Source organism: Roseixanthobacter liquoris, assembly GCF_043195135.2.
GTDB lineage: Bacteria > Pseudomonadota > Alphaproteobacteria > Rhizobiales > Xanthobacteraceae > NCEH01.
Map to the genome: position 1 here is coordinate 356,347 of NZ_CM195537.1, position 17,480 is coordinate 373,826.

A 17,480-nucleotide genomic window follows, 5' to 3' on the forward strand; every position below is an offset into this window, starting at 1 on the left:
GGGATCAGTCGAGCCGGCCGGCGGGAAAGACGGCGTCGGAGCGGTCGACCGGGCTCGGCGCCGACAGGATCCAGGCGGTTTGCCCAAGCCGGGCGGCGCCGGCATCGTGCGCGGCGCTGGCGAGGCGCGCCGCCGGCACCGCGTCGGCCTTGATGATGACGTTGATGTCGAAATCGAATTCCAGCCCGCAATACAGCCGCACCAGATCCACGATGCGGTTGGATTCCGGGCCGCCGGGCAGCAGGTCTTGCAGCCCCGCCCGGTCCACCGGGCCGATCACGACGCGGAAGCAATCCTGCGCCGCCCAGGCCCGTGCCCCGAGCATGGCGCTGGAATCGAGACGGCAATGCAGGCCCTGCGGCGCGCCGGGAAACGGCAGGCGGGTCTGTTCGGACGGCGCGACGGACAGCCAGCCGCCGACAAAGGAGACGATCGACACCGGATGCGCCAGCTCGTTCACCAGCAGCGCCTCGAGCCCGGACATGGGCCGCGCCTCGCTCGAGAACAGGCCTGCGTGGTGCAGCACCACTTCGTCCGCCACCGCGAGGCAGTCGTGCAGCGCCGGCGGGCTGAGGCCGACCAGGGCGCGCAGGACGTTGGCGAAGGGATCGGGGGTCTTGGGCGTGCGCTGCTCGTGGGACGCGGCGAGCCGGTATTTGGTGGAGGCCCGATAGAATTGGGTCACCGCGCGGTGCTGGAAGATGTCCAGGAAGGCCGCAAAGGCGGAATTCTTCTCGTGCAGGCTCTGGGTCGCGAGATTCGTATAGCCATAGGGCATCACGCCCAGCGGCCCGATGAGGCCGAACAGGGCGACCGTGAGCTGCACCGGCCCGTCGCCCTCCGACGCCACTGCGCGGGTGATGGTGGCGGTGGGATATTTGAGCGAGGGCTCGGAGACGAAGCGCACCGCGTCGAGATGCACGTCGCGCTCGTCGCCGAAGGCGGACGACCAGCTGCCGCGCTGGTCGTGGTTCGGGCCCTGCTTGTCGCGCCACCGCCGCTCCAGCACGCGGACCGCCTGGATCAGGTCGAAGCTCTCCGGCGCGGCGATGAGCTGCTCGATTACAGTAGCGGACGGTATCCGGCGCGAGCGGGCCATGTGCACAGGGTTCCTGACTGTCCCTTGATCGTGGCGGTCAGCCGCGTGAAGGAATTGATGGAGGCATAGAGCCCGAAGAACTGATCCAGCACCATGGCGAAGAGGAACATGGAGCTGCCGCTGAAATTGGCGGGATCGAACTCGATGCCGATGTCGATACCGCGGCAGATGGCGTCGCCCCAGGCCACGTCCCCGGGCCGCACCGGCGCCCGGGCCGTGCCGCGCCGGGCGGTCAGTTCCACGATCCCGTCGATCAGCCGGTAGCTCTCGGCGGAATCGCGGAAATCATAGAGCCGCAGGATTTCCTTCAGCGCCTCCAGGCCGTGGGCGCCGGAAATGGACAGATGGTTGAGCAGCAGGTGCGAGACCAGCTGCCAGCGATGCCCCTGCCCGGACCCGAGGCGCAAGGTGCGCGTCGGGGGCGAAATGCAGCTGATCTCGCCCACCGTGCCGATGCCGTGCACCGGCTTGAGGTACGGATGCCCGCCGCCATAGGGCAGCTTGGAGGGCAGGTCGCGGTTGAGGCACAGGGTTTCCAGCGAGATCACCCAATCCTGCTGGCCGGTCGGGTCGCGGTCCAGATCGACGAAGGAGAGGAACACCTCGGTGCCGGGGTCGCGCCCGCCCGCGGGCCGGCGCGAGGCGGCCCAATAGGCCGGCGCGTTCACCTCGCGGCCGGCGCGGCGGCGGGCATAGAAGGGCAGCACGGGTCGCTGCTCGCCATCGGCATCGGTGCCGATGACGGAGAGGATGGAATGCACCTCCAGCACGCCCTGCCGCCGGGCATCGGGAATGACGCGATGCTCATAGCGGTTCTGCGCGAGCACCAGGGGCTCGGCGCGCTGGGGAAACAGATTGATGATCGGGGTGCAGCCGAGCGCGAACAACTCGCGCGAGACGGTGCGCTCCAGCGTCACGTCCGTGCGGTCGAAATAGAAGAACACATCCATCGCCGCGCCGGCGTCGCGCAGCACCTTGGCGGACAGGTCGATGTCGAAGAACAGGAATTTCTCGGGAAAGACGAAGAATTCGGTCAGCAGGCGATAGGCATGCTGCGACTGCGGGGGATAGGGCAGCATGTTGTCTTCGGCCGCGAACCCCACGGGCGAAACCGCGCTCGGCGGCAGGATCACCGGATTCTGGTCGCCCACCCCGTCCGCCAGGGCGATGGAGACGGTGTTGTTCAGGATGAATTGCTGGAGCGTGTAGACTTGGTGCGGCTGGCCGCGCAGGTACACCCGCAGCTTGTCGGGCTGGAGCTGGGTGAAGGTGACGCCGGGGGTGGTGCAGGCGAGGGAGAGGCGCAGCACCGCGGCCGCGCCATCGGCGGCGGGGTTGGGCGGCGCCACCAGCGGGCGCCCGGTCATCGAGGCGTCGTTCAGCACGATCGGCCAGAGCGTCACCGGATAGCGGGTGCGGAAGCGGCAGACCTCGCCCTGCACCGCTTCCGATTCCAGCTCGGTGTCGGCGGGAATGAGCTGGGGCCCGGTCATCTCCGCCTTGGGCTGGAACTGCACCGTCGCCATGGACGGGATGGGCGCGAGATAATGCGGATAGAGCACTTCCAGCAGCGCATTCACCAGCTCGGGAAATTCGTCGTCGAGCTTGCGGCCGATGCGGGCATTGAGGAAGGCGACGCCCTCCATCAGCCGCGCCACATGGGGATCGTCGATGGCATCGCCGGACAGGCGCAGATGACCCGCGATCTTGGGATTGGCATTGGCGAATTCGCTCGCCATCTGCCGCAGATAGGCGATCTCGCGGTTGTAATAGGACAGAAGATCGTCAGTCACTGCGCGCACTCGTGAGGGAAATCGTATTGCCGAGCGGGTCGATGAGGGTATCGAAGATCATGGGCTCGGGGGAGGGCTCGATCAGGATCTCCGCCTCGATGCGCATGCGCAGCGAGCGATCGCTCGAATCCACGTTGGGCACGGCGCTGACCCGCATGTTCGCCAGCCGCGGCTCCCATTGGCGGATGATCTGGCCGATTTCCTCCACCACCTGGGCGCGCCGCTGCTCCGTCGACAGATTGACGGTGGACAGGCACATGACGCCGAAATTGATCAACGAGGTGTCCAGCTCGGCGAGATCCGCCGCCCAGCCGATCACCCGCCGGTCGGTGTTGAGCAATTCCTCCAGGTCGCGCCGCAGCCCGTCGCGGAAAGCGGCCACCGTGGGCCGCTCCGTATCGAGGAGACGGTCCACGAGCGAAAGGCCGAGCGGGGCCATCTGCTCCGGGCGCTTCATGCGGCGGGGGCATCCTGCTGCGCGGAAACCGCCTGGGTGAAGGCGAGCGCGCGCAGATCCAGGATCGAGACGCTCTCCTCGCCCACCAGGAAGCAGCGCAGGCCCTCGCCGGTGACGAAGCCGGCGCGGTCCTCGATCCAGTCGGTGGCGCGGCCGAGCCGCAGCGCCTCGCGCAACGCGCCGGCGCGCACGGGATAGGTGGCGGGAACCACCACCTCGCCTTCCGGCCCGCCGCGCACGCTCATCTGAACCGTGCGCCAGGCGCTGTCGAGCGGGCGGCTCGGCGCCGTGAACACCGCTTCGTCCACCTGCTCCAGGGGAATCCAGAAATATTTGCCGGTCACGGTCATCACTTCGAAGATCCCCGCGGTGAGATCGTCGAGATCGCGGAAATCCTCGAACGGCACGCCGTTATGGGTGCCGCCGACCACCGGGCGGGCCTCCTCCGCGCGGGCGAGGCAGGCGCCGGCCTCGTCGGGGCGGCCCTCGCGCAGATGCATCAGCGCTTCCAGGCGCAGCGTCACATGCTCGGGCGGGGTGCCGGCGAATTCGGGCATGCGGCCCTCGGTCCACACCTGGCGGCGCGCCATGTCGGCGCGCACCAGCTGGCGCAGCGCGGCGACGCGCACGGCGGTGGAGGGATCCTGGGTGGAGATGGCGTCGAACTGGCGCTCGGCGCGCTCCAGATCGCCGGCGATGCACAGCAGCTCGGCCAGCAGGCTGCGTCGCTGAATGTCCTGCGGGGCGGCCTTCACCTCTTCGTTGGCGGCGGCGATGGCGTCACTCAGACGGCCGGCTTCGAAAATCTTCAGCGCGGAATCGGTCATGGGAGAGTCTCCTGGACGTCGGTTCAGCCGGTCCGCGACGCGGCGATGGCCACGTCCGTGACGAGCTTGAAGGTGGTGAAGATCTGGTCGAGTTGGAAATGCGGTCGCAGATGCATGACGCAGGCGAAGGTGCCGGGGCGGCTCGGCACCGCCTTCACCTCGACGCTCGCCTCGCGCAGCGGGAAACGGGCCTTCATGTCGGGGCCGGCATCGTCATTGCCGAGGCAATAGGAGTGCAGCCACGTCTGGAGGTCGCGCTCGCACGCCTCGGCATTCACATAGGCGCCGATCCGGTCGCGGATCTTCACCTTGGCGTAATGGGCGAAGCGCGAGACGCACAGGATATAGCGCAGCATGGCCGAGAGGCGCGCGTTCACATTCGCCGCCGAATGCCCGCCCTGCGGCACCTTCTGGATCGACGGGCTGGAATGGAACACCAGATAGGGCGTGTCCTTGCAGACATTCACCGTCATGAAGCCCATCTGCCAGAGGTCGAACTCGGTCTGGTTGGCGATCGCCAGCTCGCTGCCGAACCGGTCCACCACGCCCGGCGTATCGGTTTCCGCGCTCGGCGCCTGGATGCCGGTGACGAGCCCGTTGTCGATCTCGTCGCGCCGCGTGCCGCAGATGTCGGCGAACCAGCCATGCAGGTCGAAGGCGCGGATCAGCACCTCGCCGAAGGGATAGACCGCGCTGCCCCAGCACATGTCATCCTCGGTGAGGCCGCGCAGATCCTCGCGATAGCGAAAGCCGACGCCGGCGACCCCATCCTGGGTATAGGGCTTGCGCATGAGCACGCGCGGCAGCACGAGCCCGAGGAAGCGCACGTCGTCGGTGCCGCGCAGGCGCTCGAACCGGGCATATTCCGCCCCGCGGTACAGCCCGCTCAGGCTCGGCAGGTGGCTCAGCTCGGAAAAGCTGTCGAGGCCGAGCATGCGCGGGGAGGCGCCGAGGATCGCCGGCGCGAAGGCCGCCGCGGCGACGCCCGCGAGCCCCGCGAGCCCCGCCACATCGTCGGTGGGATGATCGAGCGTCGGGCGGTGCTGCACCTGGTAGTCGCACAGCAGCACGCCGTACGGCAGGCCGCCGGGCATGCCGAATTCCTCGTTGTAGACCTTGCCGAAGAGGTGACTCTGGTCGAAGTCCGAGGCGCGGTCGAAATCGGCGCACACCTCGCTCCAGGACAGGTTGAGCACCCGCACCACCACCTTCTGGGCCGAGGCGGCGCAGGCGCCGAGATAGGCCAGCCCGCGCCAGGAGGCTTCGAGCGCGCGGAAGCGCTCGTGGTGCAGCACCGCGTTCAGCTGGTCGGTAAGCAATTCGTCGAGAAACGCGATGTCGCGGTCGATCAGGCCGGCGAGGGCCGTGCCCTTGGGCATCTGCCTCAGATCCTCGCCGAACCACGCGATGAGCGCGCGCAGGGGATCGTCCTCGGCCAGGAACGCGGTCAGGCGCGCGTCATCGGCGCGGCCGAGCGCCATGTCGATGGCATGGCGGCGCAGGGGCGTCGGCAGCGGGGCCAGCAGGTCGAGATCCGACCGCCGCCCCGCACCCGCCATGGGACCGGGCCCGGAAGGCGAAGCCTCCGGGCCCGGTTGCAGCTGGTCCACCAGGGAGTCCAAACGGGTGTCCTCCCGTGGCGCTCAGTCGGTTCAGGACGCGGTCGGGATGCGGGCCACCATGCGCAGCGAGGTGGTCAGCTCTTCCATCTGCAACCACGGGCGCAACCAGGCGACCGCATTGTAGGAGCCGGGCTTGCCGGGGATCTCGCGCACTTCGACCTTGGCCTCGGCGAGCGGATACTTGGCCTTCATGTCCTGGCCGGCATCGGGATTGCCGTTGACGTAGTTGATGATCCAGCGGTTCAGCCACTTCTCGCAATCGCTGGCTTCCATGAAGGAGCCGACCTTGTCGCGTCCCATGATCTTCAGATAATGGGCGAAGCGCGAGGTGGCCATCATGTAGGGCAGGCGCGCCGAGATCGCCGCATTGGCGGTCGCCTCGGGGCGGTCGTACTTCTTGGGCTTCTGCGTGGTCTGCGCGCCGAAGAACACGGCATAGTCCGTGCCCTTGTAGTGGCAGAGCGGCAGGAAGCCGAGCTTGGAGAGTTCGGCCTCGCGACGGTCGGTGATGCCGATTTCCGTCGGGCACTGCTGGTCGCTGTCGCCGTCGTCGGAGACGAACACGTGGCTCGGCAGGTTCTCCACCTTGCCGCCGCCCTCGGCGCCGCGGATGGCGGTGCACCAGCCGTGCTGGGCGAACGCGTCGGTCAGGCGCACGCCGAGCACATAGGCCGAGTTCATCCAGGTGTAGTCGGAATGGTTCATGGCGCGCGGCACGCCATTGACCACCGGGGCCTCCTCATAATCGAACGCTTCCACCGGCTTGGTGTCGGCGCCGTAGGGCAGGCGGGCGAGGGTGCGCGGCAGCGTCAGCGTGACGAAGCGGGAATCCTCGCTGTCGCGGAACGAGCGCCACTTGGCGTATTCGATGGAGTCGAAGATCTTCTCCAGGTCGCGCGGCTTGGACAGCTCGGTGTAGTCGTCGAAGCCGAACAGCTTGGGGCTGGAGGCGGCGATGAACGGAGCGAACGCCGCGGCGGCCACGGAGGACATCTGCGTCAGCAGCTCGATGTCCTCGGGATGGTTGGAGAATTCGTAATCGCCGATGAGCGCGCCATAGGGCTCGCCGCCGGGGCTGCCGAACTCGGTCTCGTAGATCTTCTTGAAGATCGTGCTCTGGTCGAATTCGGAGGACTTGGTGAGGCTCTTGTAGAGCTCTTTCTTGGTGCAGTTCATGACGCGGATCTTCATGCCCGCGCCGGTTTCCGAATTCATCACCAGATAGTTCAGGCCCCGCCAGGTGCCTTCCAGCTTCTGGAAGTCCGGGTGGTGCATGATGGCGTTCAGCTGGGTCGAGATCTTCGCGTCAATGCCCTTGATGGCATTGTTGATGGTCTGCGACAGGTTCTTGGAATAGGTCACCGTGCCGGACATCGCTTCGCGGGTGAAGGTGCGCAGCAGTTCGGCGGTGCGGTCGGGATCGGTCTGCTTGGTGGCAGCAATCGCCTGGTCGAGGAAGGATACCGCGCCGGCTTCGGCGACGGCACCTTCCGGGGCGGCGCCTTCCTGGGTCTGAGCGTCGGCCATGATCAGCCCTCCTTCTTTTCGGTTTCGGCTTCGAGCCCGAGCTGGCTGCTCAGCGTCTTCAGGTCTTCTTCCTTGGTCAGGATCTGCTCAAGCAGGCTTTCCAGGTTTTCCGAACGGTCGGCCTTGGAGAGCAGGTCGCGCAGCTGGTCGCGCGCTTCCATCAGCTTGCGCAGGGGTTCCACGCGCTGCACCACGGAGGCCGGGTCGAAATCGTCCATGGACTTGAAGCCCAGCTCGACCAGCATCTGGCTGCCGTCGTCGGCGAGGGTGTTGTCCACCTTGATCTTCAGGCCGGGGGTCATGCGCGCCAGGATCTGGTCGAAATTGTCCCGGTCGATCTGGATGAACTTGCGATCGTTCAGCGGCTTCAGCGGCTCGGTGGGATCGCCCGAGAAATCGCCGAGCACGCCGACAACGAAGGGCAGTTCCTTCTGGACGACCGCGCCCTCGGTCTCGACATCATAGGTGATGTGGACACGCGGCTTGCGCACGCGGTTTAGCTTTTCGTGAATGCTGGGCATCGCGCTTCAACCCCTTGTTCTCGGCTACGCAGTTGGCGTTACGATCTCCGACATCCGGCACGGCGGCCGGGCGCGGTCAACTCTCCACTTCCGGCGCCTTCAGGCCGGAGGCGATGTAGAAATACCGCCGGGCATCGTGGTCGATGATCAGCTCGTCCAGGAGCTGGGCGAGCGGCATGCGCCCGCGCCGCACGATCTCCTCCAGCGTGTAGGAAATGGGCGAATGCGGCTCATGCTCGCGGAAATAGGCGGCGATGCGCAGGATCTGCCGCAACGCGTCCTCGCGGTTCGAGGGCGCGCCGAACGCCGCCGTCGCGCCGCCCTGGGCGGCGCCGGCGCCAGCGCCCTCTTCGCTCGGGGCGTCGGACTGGGAGGTGTGCATCTCGCTCTGCTGCGCGGCCTGGGCCAGCTTGTCGGCCGCGAACACCCGCACCGCTTCCAGCACGCCCGTGAGCACACCGCGAATGGTGCCGGCGGGCGGGGCGTCGCGACCCACATGGACGCTGAAGGCTTCGGAAAGCGCGTTCAGCGCTTCCAGGCAGGCTTCGAGCTCGGCCACGAGATTGGAATAGAAGGAGGCCGGCGTCGACTGCACCGACGCGGTAAAGGCATCGAGCGTCAGCCCGCCCGCCGCCAGCCGCGCGTCGCGCTTGGCCGGATCGGCGATGTGGACGATATCGTTCGCCTGCTCATACTGCCAGAAGGCGTAGGGCGGATCGCCCGCCGTGATCGGCAGCTTGCGCAGCGGCTGGATCAGAGTGCCCTGCCCGTCCACACCGTTGAGGCCGATGAAGGGCGCGAGACGCGCCTCGTTCCCGTCCTCGTCGGGCAGCGGATGGATTCCGTCCCAGAAGGTGCTGACGAGGCCCTCGGCCGCCTTGAGCGCGGTATAGAGGCCGCTATAGCCGTCGATCCGCACCATGCCTTCGATCATCCAGGCCATCACCTCGAGGTCCTTGCCCTCCAGGGACAGGATCTCGCCCGACAGATCGACCACATCGCCCCATTCCTGGAGCGGGGGCGCGCCGTCGTTGTCGACATCATTGGCGCGCTCGGTGCGCCGGGCCGTGGCGCGGGCATCCTTCACGCGCAGGTAACGCGAGGTCACGGAAATGTCGGCCCGCGGATCGGTGCCGCACGGCGCCTCTTCGCTGATGGGCTGAAGCAGAACTTCAGGATCAAAAGTGGTTGCAATGGCCATGGGTTACCGAGCGTGCCCTAGATGTGCTGCACCCGATGTCGATGCGCGCAGTCGCAGCGCCGTCGCATCGGGAAATACGCTATCGGATGTGTCGGCTGGAAGCTAGGCCGGAGACCAAAACACCATTGTGACAGCGCAATATTTGTTGGCTCGAAGGATTGTGCAATGCGAATGGTGGTGATCATGGCACCAGCGAGGGCAGGCATTTGAACCCGGTCATCGGGTTCTGGCGGAACGGATTGTTGACGCTCGCCGCGTCCAGCGTGAAGCCCGCCGAGCGGGGGCCGAGATTCACATTGAAGGAGAATCGGTTCGCCGTGAGGCGCGTGAGGCCGCGCGCATTCAGGAAGCGGAACAGCGCCCACGGCCCGTTCACGGTCAGCGAGGAGGGCTGGCCGCTTTCCTGCGCGCCGAACTCGACGCGCATGATGCCGGTGGCGCCGGGCCATTTCACCGCGAGCGCCTGCGGCGGCCCGTATTGGTAGATGATCGACTGGCCGTCGATCTCCAGTTTCACCCGCATGGCGCCGGGATCGAGGCGGGTCGGCGTGACGTCGAAATTGAGCTGCGGCGCCGTGGCGCCGGCGGGGAAGAACATGGCCCGGATACGCGCCGCCTGCTCGAAATAGCCGAGCGCGGCGACCGTGATGTCGGGCCGCGCGCTGGCATTGGACAACAGCTTCCAGGGCGCGATGCTGGTATCGACGAAGGGCTTCAACTGCTTGTCGAAAAACTGCTCCAGCAGGCCGCCGGGGGCGAACATGCGGGTGAAGTCCGGCAAGGTCGCCTCGTTCTGCGAATTCTCGAACGGATAGCGCCCATTGATGGCCGCCTGGCAGAATGGCAGCACCTGCGCCTTCCAGGCGGCGTTCATGTCCTCGCGCACCCCGGCGTTGGTGATGGTGGAGGTCTGCCGCACCAGGGCCATGATGGATTCCGCCAGCGCCGGCGGCGCCGTCAGCGTGCTCAGCTTCAGCTGCCCGAGGATCTGCGCGAACGCGGGTCCCGAGGTCAGCTCGGTCACCTGGGAGGGGCTGGCGTCGCCCGCGCTGGCGGCGGGGCCGATGGCCATGCGCAGCTGGGTCAGCGCCTTGACCACATCGTCCACCGGGCTCGGCGTACCCGATACGAACTTCTCCAGGCCGGCGAAACGGTCGGTCACCGGCTGGCCGGGCGAGGGACCGCCGCCGAGCAGGCTCTCCAGCTCCGCCTTGGCGGCGGAGGCGTTCTGCACCGTAGTGGGCTTGGCGGGCGGGGCGAGGGTGGTCTGCTGCGCCACCGCGCTCAAATACATCTTCAGCGGCGAAGGCGGGCCGATCAGCGCCTGAAGCACCGCCATTTCCTGCTGGAGCGTGTTGAAGGGCGCGATGGTGACATCGCTCAGCAGGTCCTCCCACTGGGCGGCATAATCGCTGGTGTAGAGCGCGAGCATGTCCTTCTTCAGCTGATCCGTGCGCACCAGGGCGGGGGTATTGGGATTGGCCGGGGTGCGGACCCAATCCTCGCGCACCAGGGCTTCCGCCACCTTGGAAATGGCCGGCAGCACGACGGTGAAGAAATTGGCCGCCGTGTACATGCCGGCGATGCCGTCTGAGAGCGACTTGCCGCTGCGGCGCACCAGGGCGTAGGGGGCGAGGGGCCCCGCCGCTTCGGCCAGCGTCCAGGGCGTCAGGTCCTTCACTTCCGGCAGGTCTTCCAGGATCGCGAGGCCGCGCTCCGCCGCCGGGTACTGGTTCAACACCGCCCGGGCGCGGGCCACCAGATTGTTGTTGAGATCGAGCTTGGGAAAGCCGGCCTGCAACAGGTTGGTGAGCTGCGTGACCAGCGCGGCCCGCAGCGGCGCCTGGGCCGGGCCGGGATAGGCGCTGGCCCAGTCCTGCCGCATCCAGGCGATCACCAGATCCTTGTCGATGGGCGCCACGCCGCCGAACATCAGATAGACCATCAGCGCGCCATAGAGCGCGCTGGGCTTGCCCATGTTCGCTTCGACCTGCCGTTGCAGGCGCAGGTCGAGACGGGGAAGGAACAGCGTTTCCAGGGCGTCGGTATATTCCGAGCGGGTCGCCGCCGCCAGCAGCGGCGTCTGGCTCAGTCCCGCCGTGAGGCGCAAGGGCACGCCCTGATTGCGTTCGTTCCACCCGGTCGGCATGGCGGCGAGCGTAGTGAGCGCGGGTATGGTGGCGGAGAGATCCCCGTCGTCGCCGGGCTTCACATTGGTGCTGTTGCCGAGCGGCGCGATCACCACTTTCGCCTTGTCGGCGGCGCGATCCACCTGCTCGATCAATTCGCGATTGCCGATGAAGCTCATCGCCCACCAGACCGAGAGCCCCGCCGCCAGACAGGCGGTGAGCGCGGTGAGCCCCCACATCGTGCGCTTCTGGCGCCGTCTCAGCTCGGCATCCACGCCGACGAGGCCGGCCTCGCCGAAGATCACCTTCTCCAGCGCATCATGGATGAAGAAGCCGGTCCGGCGGCGCTCGACCACGGCGGTGCCGCCTTCCGGGCGCTCCTGCGGGATCAGGCGATAGGGGCTTTCGCTGGCGACGTCCTCGGCGTCGGCGCTGGTCAGGTAGAGGCCGCGCAGCAGCAACGGCCGTTCATAGCCGCTGGGCTTGAACATGTCTTCCAGCAGGTCGCAGATCGCCGGCTTCACCGCCGCCAGATAGGGCAGGAACATGAAGGTGTCGAAGCGCCGTTCGGTCTCGGCCTCGGTGTTCACCCGGTTCAGCACGCGCGGCAATTGCCACTGCAGGAGGTTGTCGTATTCCCGGTTGAGGAAGGCGAACATGGTCTCGCCGTCGGCGGTGAGGCCGTTCTCGTCGCACAGCGGGAAGGTGAGGCCGAACACGCGGTTGCGCTCTTCCACCGTGATGCCGTCGAAGAAGGCATGGAAGCCGGGGATGCGATCGGCCTTGGTGATGATCACGTAAACCGGAAAGCGCACCTTGAGGCGGGTCTGCAAGCCCACCAATTGCTGGCGGATGTCGGCGCCATGGGTGAGGCGGTCGGTCTCGCTCCAGTTCTCCAGGTCTTCCAGGCTGAGGGTCAGGATGACGCCGTTGATCGGCTGGCGCGGCCGGTGCTTCTTCAGCAAGCCGATGAAATTGTTCCACACCTGCCGGTCGCTGCCGGAGGCGACGCCATCGCCGCGAAACGGCCCCTGGGTATCCACCAGGACCGCCGCATCGGAGAAGAAGAAAGCGCAGCTGTTGCCGGCGGCGATCTGCCCGCCCGGCCCGTCGCGGCGGTCATTCACCGGAAAGCGCAGACCCGAGCGGCGGATCAGCGAGGTCTTGCCGGATCCGGCGATTCCGGTCACCAGGTACCAGGGCAATTGATAGACGTAGGAGCGTCCCCAGCGGTGCGACAGGCGCATGCGGCGCAGCACGCCCAGCGCGCGCTGCATGCCCTCCGCCATGGCCGATGTCTGCGCCTCCGCATGTTCATCGCGCGCGGGAACCACGCCGGCGGGCATCAGCCCCTTCTTGTCCTGCGGCAGGCCCGCGGTCGCCGGCGCCGGCGTGGCCGGTCGCCAGCTCAGCACGATGAGGACGCACACCAGCGCCAGGACCAGCAGTGCCAGCACGCGGGGCGTCACGGCCGCCAGCGGGGCTTCCCCGGCGATGCTGAGATGCGGGGCAAGGAACCAGATGGCCACGGCGACCAGAGCGGCCACCACGATCAGCACCACCCAGCGCCAGAATGCGCGCGATGTCAGCATTTTCACCATGGAGATTGTCCCCTCACCTGGGCTCTGCGGGGCGCTATTGGGGAGTCAGCACGATTTCGACGCGCCGGTTGGCCTGGCGGCCTTCGGGCGTCGCATTGGACGCGATGGGATCGGCCGACCCGCGCCCGGTGGCACTGATCCGCGCCGGGCTGCCCATCTCCGCGGCCAGGAAATCGGCCACCCGTCCGGCGCGCGCCTGGGAGAGAACCTGGTTGTTGGGATAGGTCGCGGTATTGATGGGCACGTTGTCGCTATAGCCGATCACCTCGATCGTGCCGGGCGTCTTCATCAGCGCCTGCCCGATATGATTGATCACGCTGGTGAATTGCGCGCGGATCCCGGTGCTGGCGGTGGCGAACACCTCGCCCACGGTGCGGATCACCACCTTGTTGTCCTGCTTGATCACCTGCAGCACGCCGGCCTTCTGCTCGGGCGCCAGGAAGGTGGAGATGATCTGGTAGGGATCGGGCGCGGGCACCGCCGGCTTGGGCGGGGCCGCGGGTGCGGGCGCCGGCGCCGGCTGGGCGGGCGCCGCCGCGACCGGGGTCGGCGGCTTGGCCACATGGGGCGCCGGGGCGACCAGCAGGGCGGATACCTTCTCGGCCGCAAGGCTGCTGTCGTGCCGCAGGACCGCGGCGAGCGCGACGAAGCCGGCCACCAGCAAGGTGCCGAGGATCGCTCCGCCCACCCAGATCGGCAGGAGGTCGCGCAGCTGATGCTGCTCGACGCTGACGCCGCGCCATTTGGGCGAGAGATCGGTCTTCACCGGCCCCTGCGCGCTGCGCAGGGTCTGGAAGATCTCCTCGCACAGATGGGCCAGCTCGCCCGCCCCGTTCGCCGCGAGGCGATATTTGCCCTCGAAGCCGAACTCCAGGCAATAATAGAAGAATTCGATTTCCTTCAGCACCGATTGCGGCGCCGCCATCATCTGGTTGAGCAAGGCGAAGAAGCGCTCGCCGCCCCAGGTCTCGCGGAAGAACATGGAAATCATGCTCTTCGAGGACCAGAAGCTGTCCTTGCCCCAATTGGTTTTCAGCACCCCGTCGTCCACGGTCGCGGCGAGGGCATACAAGGTGATGCGCACCTGCTGGGAATTCAGGCCGTTGGCGGTTGCCTGGGCCTCGAAATCCTGGAGCCCCTGCACCAGGGTCTGGTGCAGCCATTCGATGTCGGGGGTCTGGGTGGTGGCCTCGACGCTGGCCAGAAGATCGAAGATCGGCGCCGCGAGGCCGAGGCTGGGATTGTCGCGATAGACATCGAACGCGGCATAGAGCGCATCGGAGCGTTCGGTTCCCGCCGGCGGCCCCTTGCGCGGCGTGGCGCGGGCCTCGGGTCCGCGTTGTGCGGAGACGGCCGGGCTCGGCGGCGGCGGCGCGGCCGAGCGGGTTTGGTCGAACGGCGATGCGGGCGCCGACCGGCCACGACCCGGCGGCGGAGGCGGCGGGGCCGGCTGCGCCTTTACCGAACCATCGGCCGGCGCGGCGACCACGGAACCAAGCTGGCGCGCAGCAACAGCTGGGCGAGCGAAAATGGTGTCATCCATATCCCCTTCGCTCGGCCCGTTGCGGTTCATGTGATCAGTTTCCAGCTTGGTTCATCATACCGCGTGTACGCTGACCTTGTGATGCTTTCCTGTTGCGATCCGATGACTAATTCCTGAAAGCTCCGCTTAACCTTAATTGCGGATCGCCCACATCTCCATATGGACGCCGGGAAAATCGCCCGCGAGATGGACCGCGATACCGCCCGACACGGCCAATTGCTTCCAAAGCGGACTGGCCGGCTCCAGTTCGAAGTAAACCGCCCCGGCATTGTAGGGGATCTGGCGCGGAGCCAGCGCCAGGGGCCGGACGCGGATACCGGGAAGCTGGACGTTCACAAGCTCGCGGATCTGCTCCACGGGGCCGATCTTGATCAGCGCCGGCAGCGACCGGCGGATCGTCTCGCCGGGCATTTCCGCCTTCACCACCAGCACGAAATTCGCGCCCGAAATCAGCGTACGGTCCTGGATCGTTCCGACGCGGATGCCGTACTTGCGATCCTGAAGCGGGATCTGCACCGCGCTCTGCTCCAGCACCGCGCTGAGCGAGCGGCGCAATTCCACCATCACCGGCTCGAAGGTCTCTTCCAGATTGTCGTGGCGATAAACGGCGAAATCGCGCGGCCGCTTCTGGATGGCGGTGAAGGTGGACAATTCCCCCGCCAGCTCCAGGAAGGTGGCATAGAGGCGCTCGGGATGCAGGCCGGAAAGCCGCGCCAGATGGGCCAGGTGCGGTTCCGCGCGATTGATCACCTGGAGCATCAGGAAGTCGGCGATCTCGGCGACGCCGTGGCTGTCGGAGCCGGTCACGCGCGGCGCGAGCGCCTCGCCGCGATGATGCAGCATCGCGGTCAGTTCGTTGAGGAAGCCGGAGAGCGCAGGCGAGGCGGCGGCATCGAGAAACGGGGGAATGTAATTGGCATCGAGCCGCACCTTGCGGTCCGCCCCCACCTCCGCCACCCGCGCGAGCCCAAGGCAATGGAAGCCGCTGCGGTCCTGATTGTGCAGCAGCAGGGAAAGCCGCAGCTTGGCGGTCCGGATGCGGGCGGTGTTGTTGGAGCCGCTGATCTCGTCCACCACCTCCATCTCCTCGGAGCCGAAGCGGGCGGCGGAATTGCGCATGGTGCCCACCTCCACGTCCGCCGCGCCGCGCTGGCGCACCGGAATGCAGAGGTAGACGATGGAATCCGTCAGGCTCACCGGCAGGTCGATGGGCTCGGGGTGCTCGTGATCCTCGGGAATGTCAAACGGCGTGCCGTCCTCGAACACGCCCTGGCAGCGGTCGAGCGCGAATTTGCCCAGCGCCAGCAGGTCGCGGTTGATGGACAGCGCCCGCAGGCCCCAGGGGAACGGGCACAATCCCTCCACCCGCAGGCGCACCAGGCGTTCCAGATAGCGATCCTGCTGCTGGAAATGCTGGGCGCGCAGGAACATGCCCTCGGACCAGACGACCTTGCCGTTGGTGTTCATCGCGTGTCGTCTCCGTCAAGGGGGCGGCGGTAAGGGGCCTCGGGGTCGGGGGCGTCCCACGCGTCCGGCAGCATCTGCGTGTGCGGGGCCGGAGCGTGCGAGAGGTCGCGGTCGGCCCGCAGCTGGCTGGTGATCCGCACCGACAGGCTGACCAGGGAGAGGCCCGCCCATTCGGGATCCAGCGCCGCAAGGCGCGCGACGGCTTCTTCCGCTGTGCCGGCGAGAATGTCCTCGCCGGCCTGGACATCCGCGGCCTCGGAAATGCGGGCGAGCGCCTCCACCAAGGCGAGCACGGTCGCGCGCGGCAAGGTGGGCGCGGCGGTGGCGGAAGCCCCGCCCGGACCGCCGAAAGGCGGGGGCGGCGCGCCGTAGGCCGGGGCCGGTGTGCCGTAGGCGGGGGCGGGCGTGCCGAAGCCGGGGCTCTGGCGCGCCGAAGGCGTCCCCAGCACCTCGTCCTCCCAGCTCTCTGGAATATGCGTGTTCACCGGCGTCACCGTGCCCAGCGCCTGGAGCTCGGCCGGCACGTGGTCCGGTTCGGTCGCGTTCTGCCACGGGCTGGTGGCGAACAGCGGATCCGGGAGGGGCGCGGGCGGATCTTCCGTCCAGGGCAGAAGCGAGGTGGGCGAATAGGGCGTGAAGGCGGTGCTCTGCCCGATCTGCGGCGCGTCGGCGAAGGGATCGGCGGCCGGCGCCGGGGCGGTGCGGGAGCCGGCCGCGCCGGGCAGGATCGCCAGGAACGGATCGCGCTGCGCCTCTGCATCCTGGAGGCTCGCCTGCAAGGTGACGCTGGCGAGGTGCAGCAGGTCGCCGTCGTTCAGGATCACGGAATTGCCGCGCCCCAGCGGCTGCTCCGCGCTGTTCACGAACAGGCCGTTGACCGACGTGTCGATCACCACGAACACGCCGCCCTTCAGGTCGATGGTGCAATGGTGACGGGACATGAGCCGCGCCGGGTCCTCGATGACCCAGTCGTTGTCGTCCACGCGGCCGATGCGGAACGGCCCCTGCGTGACGCTGCGCGTGCGCTCGTGCAGCGGCAGGTTGGCCGGATCGACGATGGTCAGGCGAAGGCTCGGTGCCATGCTCCTCATGCGCTCCTTCAGGTGGCCGACTGTCCGCTGCCACCATTGGCGATGTCCGCCCCGATCATCAATGCCGCCGCATGGCGCTCGCCGATGGTCTTGGCCGGACCGGGCACGCAGCACAGCAGCAAGGAGGCGCCGATCGCGCTGCCGGTCAAGGCATCGCCCGGCGGCACCACCAGCACCGATTCCGGCGGCGCGAGGCTGCCCCCGGACCAGAAGGTGCCGAGCGCCGCATAGGCCCCGGCGGTCTCGAACTTCAGGGCTTCCGCCGGACGATAGGCCGCCCGCCGGTTCGCCTCGGTGGGTTCATAGACCCAGGTCTCGGCCGCGTTCCAGGCCGCGGTTTCCTTCTCCGGCAGCTCGCCCGGCAGGAAGCGCTGGCGCGCCGCGCAGGCCCACCACACCGCCTCGCGCCGGGGCAGGCCCAGCGCCAGAAACCGCAGCGCTTCCGTGGTCAGCTCGGCGTCGGCAAGCGCCTGGATGAAGCCGGCCGCGGTGAGGCCCGGCGTCAGCAGCGCCTGCGCCTCCTCGCTCGGCTCCAGTTGCGCCGTGAGATGCTCCGCCAGCGCATAGCGCAGCTTGGGGAGAAAACCGAGTTCCATGTTCCC

13 protein-coding genes are annotated in these 17,480 nt (G+C 67.7%); all 13 read right to left on the reverse strand.

Annotated elements, in window-relative coordinates; all coding sequences use genetic code 11:
• Positions 1 to 4 precede the first annotated feature (4 nt).
• The 13 genes from tssG to V5F84_RS01650 all read right to left on the reverse strand — a co-directional run bounded on the left by tssG (position 5) and on the right by V5F84_RS01650 (position 17,474).
• Positions 5 to 1,099: a type VI secretion system baseplate subunit TssG gene (gene tssG / locus V5F84_RS01590; protein ID WP_394045278.1), complete on the reverse strand. Its 1,095-nt coding sequence runs from the start codon at positions 1,097 to 1,099 to the stop codon at positions 5 to 7.
• Positions 1,063 to 2,892 carry a type VI secretion system baseplate subunit TssF gene (gene tssF / locus V5F84_RS01595; protein WP_394045276.1) on the reverse strand — a complete coding sequence of 610 codons (1,830 nt, stop codon included), beginning with the start codon at positions 2,890 to 2,892 and terminating at the stop codon, positions 1,063 to 1,065. The genes tssG and tssF overlap by 37 nt, the downstream gene beginning before the upstream one ends.
• Complete coding sequence (tssE, locus tag V5F84_RS01600) at positions 2,885 to 3,349, reverse strand: type VI secretion system baseplate subunit TssE (RefSeq protein ID WP_394045274.1); 465 nt, start codon at positions 3,347 to 3,349, stop codon at positions 2,885 to 2,887. Before tssE ends, tssF begins: the two co-directional genes overlap by 8 nt.
• Entirely contained in the window at positions 3,346 to 4,176 is an 831-nt protein-coding gene (locus V5F84_RS01605) for a type VI secretion system accessory protein TagJ (RefSeq protein WP_394045272.1), read from the reverse strand. The genes tssE and V5F84_RS01605 overlap by 4 nt, the downstream gene beginning before the upstream one ends.
• A 23-nt stretch (positions 4,177 to 4,199) precedes the next feature.
• Positions 4,200 to 5,798: a type VI secretion system contractile sheath large subunit gene (gene tssC, locus V5F84_RS01610; RefSeq protein WP_394045270.1), complete on the reverse strand. Its 1,599-nt coding sequence runs from the start codon at positions 5,796 to 5,798 to the stop codon at positions 4,200 to 4,202.
• A 30-nt stretch (positions 5,799 to 5,828) separates the two neighbouring features.
• The gene (gene tssC / locus V5F84_RS01615; protein WP_394045268.1) at positions 5,829 to 7,325 is read right to left on the reverse strand and encodes a type VI secretion system contractile sheath large subunit; all 1,497 of its coding nucleotides are present in this window, start codon (positions 7,323 to 7,325) and stop codon (positions 5,829 to 5,831) included.
• Between the two features lie 2 nt (positions 7,326 to 7,327).
• Positions 7,328 to 7,846 carry a type VI secretion system contractile sheath small subunit gene (tssB, locus tag V5F84_RS01620; protein WP_394045266.1) on the reverse strand — a complete coding sequence of 173 codons (519 nt, stop codon included), beginning with the start codon at positions 7,844 to 7,846 and terminating at the stop codon, positions 7,328 to 7,330.
• Between the two features lie 76 nt (positions 7,847 to 7,922).
• Positions 7,923 to 9,047 carry a type VI secretion system protein TssA gene (tssA, locus tag V5F84_RS01625; RefSeq protein ID WP_394045264.1) on the reverse strand — a complete coding sequence of 375 codons (1,125 nt, stop codon included), beginning with the start codon at positions 9,045 to 9,047 and terminating at the stop codon, positions 7,923 to 7,925.
• 181 nt (positions 9,048 to 9,228) lie between these two features.
• Positions 9,229 to 12,777 carry a type VI secretion system membrane subunit TssM gene (gene tssM, locus V5F84_RS01630; protein WP_394045262.1) on the reverse strand — a complete coding sequence of 1,183 codons (3,549 nt, stop codon included), beginning with the start codon at positions 12,775 to 12,777 and terminating at the stop codon, positions 9,229 to 9,231.
• Between the two features lie 34 nt (positions 12,778 to 12,811).
• Entirely contained in the window at positions 12,812 to 14,320 is a 1,509-nt protein-coding gene (icmH, locus tag V5F84_RS01635; RefSeq protein ID WP_394045260.1) for a type IVB secretion system protein IcmH/DotU, read from the reverse strand.
• A gap of 132 nt (positions 14,321 to 14,452) precedes the next feature.
• Positions 14,453 to 15,787: a type VI secretion system baseplate subunit TssK gene (gene tssK / locus V5F84_RS01640; protein WP_394045258.1), complete on the reverse strand. Its 1,335-nt coding sequence runs from the start codon at positions 15,785 to 15,787 to the stop codon at positions 14,453 to 14,455.
• Positions 15,784 to 16,869, reverse strand: coding sequence for an FHA domain-containing protein (locus tag V5F84_RS01645; RefSeq protein WP_394045256.1), 1,086 nt, complete (start codon positions 16,867 to 16,869; stop codon positions 15,784 to 15,786). Before V5F84_RS01645 ends, tssK begins: the two co-directional genes overlap by 4 nt.
• 17 nt (positions 16,870 to 16,886) lie before the next feature.
• Complete coding sequence (locus tag V5F84_RS01650) at positions 16,887 to 17,474, reverse strand: DUF6931 family protein (RefSeq protein ID WP_394045254.1); 588 nt, start codon at positions 17,472 to 17,474, stop codon at positions 16,887 to 16,889.
• Positions 17,475 to 17,480: the final 6 nt, after the last annotated feature.